The sequence below is a fragment of the Allorhizobium ampelinum S4 genome, assembly GCF_000016285.1.
GTDB classification, from domain to species: domain Bacteria; phylum Pseudomonadota; class Alphaproteobacteria; order Rhizobiales; family Rhizobiaceae; genus Allorhizobium; species Allorhizobium ampelinum.
The window spans coordinates 204,401-211,620 of the sequence record NC_011984.1; the positions used below are offsets into that span (position 1 = coordinate 204,401).

Genomic DNA, 7,220 nt, shown 5'->3' on the forward strand with positions numbered 1-7,220 from the left:
AGCCTCTTACTTGTTTTCGTTGACGGGTGGAGGCGGAGGAGGCGCCGAGGTTCTGCCGGATTGCCGCGTCTGGTCGAGCTTGGCGTTGGCGAGGCCGAGCAACGAGCCGGCATAGGCTCCGGGTGAAGCGATCGCCTTCTCCTTCGCGGCCGATCCCGCTGCCCAACCCGCATTGCCGATGCAGGACGCCATGCCGCGAAGAGCCGCTCCCGCCAGGGACGAGCCCCCCGCCCTCGCCGAGCTCGCTGATTCTGCCCCCTTCATCGCGGCGCCCGCACCGAGGAAGGCGCCGCCGGCAGCGAAGGCGGCCGTCTGGCCACCATGGCGGATCACCTCCATGCCGCCAGAGACCGACGCGCCCTGCACGACACCCTGGATGATCGGCGGCACATACATGGCGATGATGAACACAACGACGGAGATGCCGGCGATGCCGATCGTGGTGATGAACTGGTCGGAGGTCGCCGTCGGCGCCTCGGCCAGCCCGATCAGAATGTCGGAGCCGATCTTGGCGATCATGACGAGCGCCATCAGCTTCATGCCGACGGAGAAGGCATAGACCAGGTAGCGGACCGCGAAATCCTTGGTGTACGAGCTGCCGCCGAGCCCGAGCATGATCATGCCGGCGAGCAAGCCGACATACATCTCGACCATGACGGCGACGAAGATCGCGGCGACGAGCGAGAACGCGACGACGACCACGATCATCGCGAAGACCGCGGCGATCGCCAGCGCGTTGTCTTCCCACAGCCCGAACTTTGCCTGCTCGGACATTTTCGATGCGACGCGGATGCCGGCGTCGAAGATGTTGGCCGGTGAGGCAGACCCGCCGCCAGCGCCGATCTGGAACAGGCTGTCGACCACCGCCTTCGCGAGCGCCGGGCCGCGATCGAGGATGAAGGCGAACAGACCTATGAACATGATCCGACGAACGAGCTCGGCGAACCAGGCGTCAAGCGATGCGGCGTTGATTGCGAGCCACACGGCCGCGATGCCGATCTCGATCCCTGCGAGAATCCAGAACAGCGACCGCGCCGCGTTCATGATCGTCGTCTCCCACCCCTTGGCGGCGGTGACGACCTGGTTCTCCAACGTGGTGAGGACGGAGCCCTGCTGGGCGAGCGCCGGCGCGGTCGCGAGAGCCAGGATCGCGACGACGATGAATGCGGTTTCGAGCTTGCGGGACGGGCGGACGACTACCATCGCGGCTTCATCTCCTGCCCGCCGCGCACGTCGTGATCCAGATCACCGCCGAAAAAGCGCTCTCGATGCTCGCGCTGCGCGGCACCCGAGCCCGACGTCCCAGTCGATGTCTCAGTCGTGGCGCCGCCTGGCTGGGCGATGACCCAAACGGTCATGCCGGCTGCGAAGGCGATCACACCCGCCACGGCGAGGGCGATGAGGATACGCGGGCTCACCAGCGTGGCTCCATCGTCTGGCCACCGCGGATGTCATTGGTGGGCGCGTTGAAGAATTTCTCGCGTCGGGCCTGGGCGAGATCCTTCTGTGCCTGTTCCGACTGGAACCATGTTCCCATCATGGTCATCTGCTGGGAGACGAGCCCGCGCAGCTTCTGCATCTGCGCGACCTGCTGCGTTGCGATCTGGTGCCCCACCTGCAGGGCCTTCATCTGGCCGTCGGCGCTCTCCGACATCGAGCGCAGCGACGACATCGTCGACTCCTCGCTCGAAAACTGCTCGGCCGTCAGGTTTGCCGCCTTCAGCGTGCCGGCGATCGTGTCGCGATTGGTGTCCGACCAGTTCTGATAGGTCGACGAGAAGCTCTGACCGTCCGGCAGATTGCTCTTCATATCGGCAAAACTCTGGAAACGCTGCTTCAAAACATCGTCGATGTTGCCCATCGAAAAGGCGACGCCCTGCCCCTGCGCGACGATGTTCTGGAGCCTGTTAAGGTCGTTCTCGACCTGACCCCAGATATGGTTCGGCAGCTGCGCGGTGTTCTGCAGCAGGTTCTTGTAGATGTTAATCTGGTTCTGGATCTGCTCTGCAAGCTGGCTGATCTGGGTGATCTGATTGTTCACCTGCTCGGCAGACTTGCCGACGAGACTAATGAGCTCCGCATTGTTGGCGAGCTGCGTCCACTCTGTGGCCTGCCCGGTCACACCGCCGGCATAGGCCGGAAGCGGGAGAGCGACCGGGATCATGATGGCCGTGATCATAGCGGCGCGCGCCGTTTTAATCGGCCGGGAAAAGTGTATCGGCATGGGCGATCCCCCTTTGCTGGAGCCAGTGCTTGGGCCAATCCGCCCCGTATTTGGAATGAAGGGCGCGGATGCGCTTCAGATCCTCCTTGCCGGACGCGCCGACGAAAGACAGGGCAATGGGCCCGAGTGACATATCGAACAGTCGGCGGCCTTCGGGTGAGGCGACGTAGTATTCGCGCTTCGGGAGCGCAGTCGCGACGATCTCGATCTGCCGCTCATTGAAGCCGATGCGCTCGTAGAACTCGCGCGTCCCCGGCTCGCGGGCCGCGCCGTTGGGCAGGCATATTTTCGTCGGGCAGCTCTCCTTGAGCACGTCGATGATTCCCGAGCGCTCGGCGTCGGAGATCGACTGGGTCGCAAGCACGACGGCGCAATTCGCCTTGCGCAGCACCTTCAGCCATTCCCTGATCTTGTCGCGGAAAGTCGGATGGCCAAGCATCAGCCAGGCTTCATCGAGGATGATCAGGCTTGGAGCGCCTGTCAGTCGTTTCTCGACCCGCCGGAACATATAGGTGAGGACCGGGACGAGATTGCGCTCGCCCAGGTTCATCAACTCCTCAACCTCGAAGCACTGGAAGGCGCCGAGCGCCAGTCCGTCCTCTTCGGCATCGAGCAACTGACCCATCGGCCCGTCGACGGTGTAGTGGTGCAAGGCGTCCTTGATCTCGCGCATCTGCACTCCGGAGACGAAGTCCGAGAGCGAGCGGCCGCGCGATTCCGCCATGAGCGCCAGTTGCCTGGAGATGGCGTTGCGATAGTCGGGCGTGACCGTGACGCCCTGCAGGGCGACGAGCGTCTCGATCCACTCGGCCGCCCAGGCGCGGTCGCCGTCGCTCGAGAGTTCTGCGAGCGGGCAGAAGGCCAGCCGCGGCGAAGCCCCCTCCCCTTCCCCGGCCGTGTCCCCGCCGATCTCGTAGTGATCGCCGCCTATGGCGAGCGTCAGCGGCAACATCGACCGCCCCTTGTCGAAGGCAAAGATCTGCGCGCTCGCATAGCGTCGGAACTGCGCGGCAATCAGCGATAGCAATGTCGACTTTCCCGAGCCGGTCGGACCGAAGACCAGCGCATGCCCGACATCGTCGACATGCAGGTTCAGGCGGAACGGCGTCGATCCGCTGGCGACCTGCATAAGCGGCGGCGATCCCGGCGGATAGAACGGGCACGGTGCGATGGGGCTTCCCGACCAGACCGAGTTCAACGGAATGAGGTCCGCGAGATTTCGCGTGTTGACTAGCGGCTCGCGGATATTGGCATAGGAGACGCCCGGCAGGCTGCCGAGAAAGGCGTCGGTCGCGTTAAGCGTCTCGATCCGGGCGCCGAACCCTTCCGCCTGGATGAGGCGACGGATCGCCTCACACTTTTCCTGAAGGCGCGGTTGCTGTTCGTCGAACAGGACGATGACCGGCGTGTAATAACCATAGGCGACGAGCTGCGACGCCGCCTCGGCGATAGCGTCCTCGGTCTCGGCGACCATCATCATGGCGTCCTGGTCGACCGAGCGGCTCTGGGTCTGGAAAAGCTGGTCGAAGAAAGGCCGCACCTTCTGCTGCCATTTCTTGCGGGTGCGCTCGAGCTTCTGGCGTGCATCCTGCTCGTCGAGAAACACGAAGCGCGAGGACCAGCGATAGGTGAGCGGCATCAGGTCGAGGCTATTCAGGATCCCCGGCCAGCTCTCCGCCGGCAGTCCGTCTATGGCGACGACACCGAGGAAGCGGTTTTCGACGGTCGGGGTCAGACCGTGCTGGAGCTGGGCCGTGACCAGCCAGTCGAGATACATCGGGATATCGGGCAGGCGGACCGCGTGGTTCTCGCCGGTGATGCAGAAGCGGATGAACTGGAACAGCTCGTCATAGCGGGCGATCCGGAAGGCCCCGCGCTCTTCGGTTTCCCGCGTCACCATCCGGCGGATGGAAACTACATTGGCGAGATACTGTTCGACCTCGCGGATGGAAGTACGAAAGGAATCGAGCGTCGTGTCGGCATATCTCGCCGATCGGCTCGCGGTATCCGAATAGACATAGCGCGTCAGCCCGGACCGCCGCGGTTCTGGCGGCTGCCAGGTGAGGATCAGCGCGTGCCGGCTCTCGAAATGCCCGCTCTCCCTCTCGAAATGGTACCGGCGCTCGCTATCGATCGCACGCGTGACCGGATCCGGGAAATGGCAAGCGTCGCCGGCCGGATAGTCGATCGTTGGAACCCGCAAGGCTTCGACCTGGATGATCCAGCCCGAACCCAGCCGGGCCAGGATCATGTTGATCTGCCGGCTGACCTCATTTCGTTCTGCGTCCGTCGAGCTTTCGCTGTCCGGGCCGGCAAAATACCAGCCGGCCATCAGTGAGCCGTCCTTCAGCAGGATCACGCCATTATCGACGAGACCGGCATAGGGAACCAGATCGGCGAATGACGGGCCGGAGTGTCGGAAGAGTTTTAGTGCGACCATGCTTGCCCCCTTAGAACTTGCGCCACGGCGTCGAGGTGGGCCGGTAGAGGGATCGGTAGGACACGTGTCGCAGATAGACGCGGCGCATCAGCGGGTCTGCCTTCGCCATCATGCGAAGTGCGGCGACCGCGATCAGCCAGATGGCGACACCGAACAGCGCTGCGTACCAGGTCAGCACCACGAAGATCAGGATCACGGCGGCAAGGCCGGTGAGCAGCACCAGCTCGCGGTCGGCGCCCATCAGCAGGTTCGGGCGCGACAGCGCCCGATGGACCCGCGAACGGGAAAGATTTGAGCCGGGCTCAGCCATGAGCCCCCTCCCCTTCCGGTCGAAGTGTTGCTGACTGTTCGGCGATCCCAGATCTGGTTCGGGCCTCTATCTCGCCGATCGAAGCGCCGGTCGCACCGAAGAGTGCGACGATCTGGGTCGCGCCGAGCAACACGCCGCCAACGAGGGCGACGTAGCAAAGCCGCCTTGCGAAGTCATTCAACTCGCCCCCGAAAATCAGCATACCACCAGCGATGGCGACCGCCGCGAGCGCGATGAAGCCGGCAACCGGCCCGGTGATGGACTGCTGGATCTGCTGCAGCGGAGATTCCCAGGGCAGACTACCGCCTGAAGAGGCGAAGGCCGGATCCGCCAGAATGACGCTGGAGATGGCGGCGAATGCCGCAAGCGCAACGGTAATCCTGGTCTTATGCGACATGGCTATCCTCATCGATCTGGGCGTAGTGTTCGGTCCGGTAGCGGGAGTTGGCGAAACCCTCGACATGGATGACCTCCCGGACCCGCCTCCCCTTCCCCGTTCGTTCTATGGAGACGATCAGATCGACCGCCTCACCGATCACCTCCTGCATGGGCTGCTGGCTCGCTTCCGCGGTCAGTTGCTCGAGCCGGCGAAGAGCCGACATTGCTGTGTTCGAATGAATGGTCGTTACACCGCCCGGATGGCCGGTGTTCCAACTCTTGAGCAGCGTCAGCGCCGCGCCGTCGCGGACCTCTCCGACGATGATGCGATCAGGCCGCAAGCGCATCGTGCTCTTGAGAAGCCGGGCCATGTCGATCGTGTCGCTTGTGTGGAGCGCGACCGCGTTCTCAGCGGCGCACTGGATCTCGGCGGTGTCCTCCAGGATGACGATCCGGTCGTCCGGCGCATTGGCGACGATTTCGGCAATGACTGCATTGGCAAGCGTCGTCTTGCCGGAGCCCGTGCCACCGGAAATCACGATGTTCATGCGAGACGAGATCGCGCTGCGCAGAACCGATGCCTGCGCTTCGGTCATGATCTTGTGCTTCACGTAGTCGTCGAGCGGGATCAGGCGCGACGCGCGCCGGCGGATTGTGAAGCTCGGTCCTGAAACGACCGGCGGCAGCAGGCCCTCGAAGCGGTGCCCGCCGATCGGCAACTCGCCCGAGATGATCGGCCGCTCGTCGTCGGCCTCCGACTGCAGGGCGTGGGCGACGCTTCCAATGATGACTTCGGCCGCAGCCGCGCTAAGTGCGCCGGCCGGAGCCACGCCATGGCCCAGGCGCTCGATGAAGAGCTTGCCATCGGGGTTGAGCATGATCTCGACGACCGTTGCGTCATCGAGCGCGACGCAGAGCTGGTCGCCGAGTGCGTCCTGGAGTTTGCGGACGAGACGGGAGTGAGAGCGCAGCTGGGTCACGCGGCACTCCTGATCGCTGCCACGTCGATCTGGGGGATCGCATGATAGCCCGGTGGGCAAACCTGCCGGAAGCTCGTCCTATCCGCCGGCAAGCTCCCGGCAATGGCGATGGTGTTGCCGATCGCGGCCGGTTCACCGAGCCGTCGCATCGGCCATCCGGCCCGCTTCAGGATGCGTTCGAAACGAAGATCGGTCGCTGTGACGATCTCGCTGTAGCCGCTTGCCATCGACCATTCGATGATGCCAGCGAACAGGGTGAGCGTTGCGAGATGCAGTTGGCATGCATCCCTCCGCGATGCAAGCGCGGTATCGACGCAGAAGCGCGAACTTTCGACCATTCCGGAATGTGCGACGAGTGAGCCCGTTTCGAGCAGCTGGGGAAAGGTCTGGTCGAGCATCGTCGGGCCGGAAGCCGGAAGAAGACGGACGCAACCGGCGATCAATCCACTATCGGTAATCGCTAGAAGGTAGGTTGGTTTGAAGTCATCGTACTGGTCGCGCTCTTCCCCTGCTGTGATGGAGACGTCCCATTCAAGACGGCCTCCGAACACCATCGCGCGAAGACCGTGCATCTGTTTGAGGAAGCTTCGATTTCGTTCGTACTGGTCCGGCGAGACTGTCAGTATCCGCATCATGATCTCCGTATGAACAGGTCATGCGGACAGAAATCATCTCGCGGCGCGTGCGCCTACGTGCAGATTTGCACCTAGTGATTCTACCGGGTCGGTGTTCCACGCTCCGGAATGTGAGCGGTGGAGAGCTGCGAAATGCCGGCGCGTAGGTGCAAATCTGCACTTCCGGCCGCAGAGCTCGAACGACCGGAAGGGGCCTAACTAACAGTTTTCAAAGGACGAATAGGCATTCGGCCTCATTCCGACGAAAATGCGT

The 7,220-nt window shown here is 63.4% G+C and carries 8 protein-coding genes; all 8 read right to left on the reverse strand.

Annotated elements, in window-relative coordinates; translation table 11 throughout:
• Positions 1-6 precede the first annotated feature (6 nt).
• The 8 genes from trbL to traI are packed head-to-tail and all read right to left on the reverse strand — an operon-like array spanning position 7 to position 6,964.
• Entirely contained in the window at positions 7-1,203 is a 1,197-nt protein-coding gene (gene trbL / locus AVI_RS24410; RefSeq protein WP_012650635.1) for a P-type conjugative transfer protein TrbL, read from the reverse strand.
• Positions 1,197-1,418, reverse strand: coding sequence for an entry exclusion protein TrbK (gene trbK / locus AVI_RS24415; RefSeq protein ID WP_012650636.1), 222 nt, complete (start codon positions 1,416-1,418; stop codon positions 1,197-1,199). The genes trbL and trbK overlap by 7 nt, the downstream gene beginning before the upstream one ends.
• Positions 1,415-2,179, reverse strand: a complete 765-nt coding sequence (trbJ, locus tag AVI_RS24420) for a P-type conjugative transfer protein TrbJ (RefSeq protein WP_417883978.1) — start codon at positions 2,177-2,179, stop codon at positions 1,415-1,417. Before trbJ ends, trbK begins: the two co-directional genes overlap by 4 nt.
• A 16-nt stretch (positions 2,180-2,195) precedes the next feature.
• Positions 2,196-4,664, reverse strand: a complete 2,469-nt coding sequence (locus AVI_RS24425; RefSeq protein WP_012650638.1) for a conjugal transfer protein TrbE — start codon at positions 4,662-4,664, stop codon at positions 2,196-2,198.
• 10 nt (positions 4,665-4,674) lie between these two features.
• Positions 4,675-4,974: a conjugal transfer protein TrbD gene (locus AVI_RS24430; protein WP_012650639.1), complete on the reverse strand. Its 300-nt coding sequence runs from the start codon at positions 4,972-4,974 to the stop codon at positions 4,675-4,677.
• A complete protein-coding gene (trbC, locus tag AVI_RS24435) occupies positions 4,967-5,371 on the reverse strand; it encodes a conjugal transfer pilin TrbC (protein ID WP_012650640.1) in 405 nt (134 codons plus the stop codon). The genes AVI_RS24430 and trbC overlap by 8 nt, the downstream gene beginning before the upstream one ends.
• The gene (trbB, locus tag AVI_RS24440) at positions 5,361-6,332 is read right to left on the reverse strand and encodes a P-type conjugative transfer ATPase TrbB (protein WP_012650641.1); all 972 of its coding nucleotides are present in this window, start codon (positions 6,330-6,332) and stop codon (positions 5,361-5,363) included. The genes trbC and trbB overlap by 11 nt, the downstream gene beginning before the upstream one ends.
• On the reverse strand, positions 6,329-6,964 hold the full coding sequence (gene traI, locus AVI_RS24445) for an acyl-homoserine-lactone synthase (RefSeq protein WP_041699366.1): 636 nt from the start codon (positions 6,962-6,964) through the stop codon (positions 6,329-6,331). Before traI ends, trbB begins: the two co-directional genes overlap by 4 nt.
• Positions 6,965-7,220 lie beyond the last annotated feature (256 nt).

What these genes read in the sequence shown, in the direction of transcription:
- trbC (WP_012650640.1), bottom strand. Translation starts at nt 5,371, where the DNA reads ATGTCGCATAAGACCAGGATTACCGTTGCGCTTGCGGCATTCGCCGCC.
- AVI_RS24425 (WP_012650638.1), bottom strand. Translation starts at nt 4,664, where the DNA reads ATGGTCGCACTAAAACTCTTCCGACACTCCGGCCCGTCATTCGCCGAT.
- AVI_RS24430 (WP_012650639.1), bottom strand. Translation starts at nt 4,974, where the DNA reads ATGGCTGAGCCCGGCTCAAATCTTTCCCGTTCGCGGGTCCATCGGGCG.
- trbL (WP_012650635.1), bottom strand. Translation starts at nt 1,203, where the DNA reads ATGGTAGTCGTCCGCCCGTCCCGCAAGCTCGAAACCGCATTCATCGTC.
- traI (WP_041699366.1), bottom strand. Translation starts at nt 6,964, where the DNA reads ATGCGGATACTGACAGTCTCGCCGGACCAGTACGAACGAAATCGAAGC.
- trbJ (WP_417883978.1), bottom strand. Translation starts at nt 2,179, where the DNA reads ATGATCACGGCCATCATGATCCCGGTCGCTCTCCCGCTTCCGGCCTAT.